Genomic DNA, 1,535 nt, shown 5'->3' with positions numbered 1-1,535 from the left:
GGCGACGGCCTCGGCCGGGTGCTAGCACTCACCGGCCTCAACCTGCCCGGCTTCGTGAACTGCCTGCTCGCCGGCATCCTGCTGCGCAACCTCGCCATGCCGCTGCTGGTCATGGCGCGGCGCAACCGCGGCGCCGCGGTCGGCTGGGGCTGGAACGACCTCAAGGGCGGACTGGCGCTGATCTCGGACATCTGCCTCGGCATGTTCCTGACCATGGCGCTCATGGGGCTGCAGCTCTGGCTGCTGCAGGGCGTGCTCGGTTTCGTGCTGGTGGTGCTGACGCTGCAGATCCTGCTCGCCGTGTTCTACACGGTGTTCGTGGTGTTCCGCTGCATGGGCCGCGACTACGAGGCCGCGGTGACCTGCGCCGGCTTCGGCGGCATCGCGCTCGGCTCCACCGCCACCGCCGTGGCCAACATGACGGCCGTGACCAGCACGCATGGCGCCGCGCACCGCGCGTTCATCGTGGTGCCGCTGGTCTGCGGATTCTTCGTGGATCTGGTGAATGCGCTGGTGATCAGCGTGATGGCGGCGTGAACCGCATCAGGGCGGGAAATGGTGGGTCGTGCGTGACTCGAACACGCGACCAATTGGTTAAAAGCCAACTGCTCTACCGACTGAGCTAACGACCCTTCCCGATCCCCTTGCCATGACTGTGCAAGGGGTGCCCCGCAACCGGGAGCCGGCTGCGGGAGGCGCGTAGTTTACGGATTGGCAAAAGTCAGGGCAAGCACCGGCGGGCGCGAACGGCGAGGAAATCGCCCGCCATCACGCCATCCTCAGAATGTCTTGCTGACACCGACGTACACTGCCCTGCCTTCGCCCGGATTGAACTGGGCCTGGTCGGCGCCGCCGGCATTGCGGATCACGCCGGTGGTCGCGGCATAGCTCTTGTCCGCCAGGTTGCGGCCCTCGATGAACCACTCCACGCCGCCCGCCAGTGCCTGATTGATCTTGATGCCGTAGATGGCGTAGCCCGGCGCCGACAGCGTATTGGCGTGATCGACCCAGCTGCGCGACGCCGCGCGCACGGTCGGACCGGCCCAGATGCCGCCAGGCAGGCGCAGCGCAGCCTCGCCGGCGAAGACCTGGCGCGGCAGGCCGGCGATATCGCCGCCATCGCCGATCAGCGCATCACCCGAGCGCAGGAAACGGAAGTCGTTGTAGAGGTAGCTCGCCATCACGCGCCAGCGATCGGCCGCGGCACGCAGCCCAAGCTCGACACCCTGGTGCAGGGTCTGGTCCGCGCTCTGCGTGGTGGACACGCCATTGACCTCGATGGCGAGCAGCTCGTCACGCAAGCGGGCACGGTAGTACGCCAGGTCCCAGCTCAGCGCCGCACTGCCCAGCCGGCGTTCGCCACGGGTACCGACCTCCCAGGTCACCGCCTTCTGCGCCGCCAGCGGCTGGCCGGCCACCGGGCCCTCCGAGAAGCTCGGCGGCTCGAAGCTGCCGCTGACATTGGCAAACACCTCGGCCCCCTCCGCGACACGATAGATGACACCGGCCTTGGGCGAGGTGCGGTGGTAGACCTG

At 68.0% G+C, this 1,535-nt stretch carries 2 protein-coding genes and 1 tRNA gene; 1 reads left to right on the top strand and 2 read right to left on the bottom strand.

Features of this window, described 5'->3' with window-relative positions; all coding sequences use genetic code 11:
* Nucleotides 1-537 (top strand): sodium/glutamate symporter (locus C5O18_RS09385; RefSeq protein ID WP_277422167.1); only part of this gene is annotated, 537 nt, incomplete at its 5' end.
* 19 nt (nt 538-556) lie between these two features.
* Here C5O18_RS09385 and C5O18_RS09380 read toward each other — a convergent pair.
* Both C5O18_RS09380 and C5O18_RS09375 read right to left on the bottom strand, forming a co-directional pair.
* Nucleotides 557-632 (bottom strand) — tRNA-Lys (locus C5O18_RS09380).
* A gap of 147 nt (nt 633-779) precedes the next feature.
* A partial coding sequence (locus tag C5O18_RS09375) for a TonB-dependent receptor (RefSeq protein WP_146089332.1) occupies nt 780-1,535 on the bottom strand: 756 nt, incomplete at its 5' end.

Origin of the sequence: Amnimonas aquatica (assembly GCF_002943415.1) — a bacterium.
Classification (GTDB): Bacteria; Pseudomonadota; Gammaproteobacteria; order Pseudomonadales; family Moraxellaceae; genus Perlucidibaca; species Perlucidibaca aquatica_A.
Note: the sequence above shows the minus strand (reverse complement) of the source record. Positions and strands in the feature narration are given on the sequence as shown.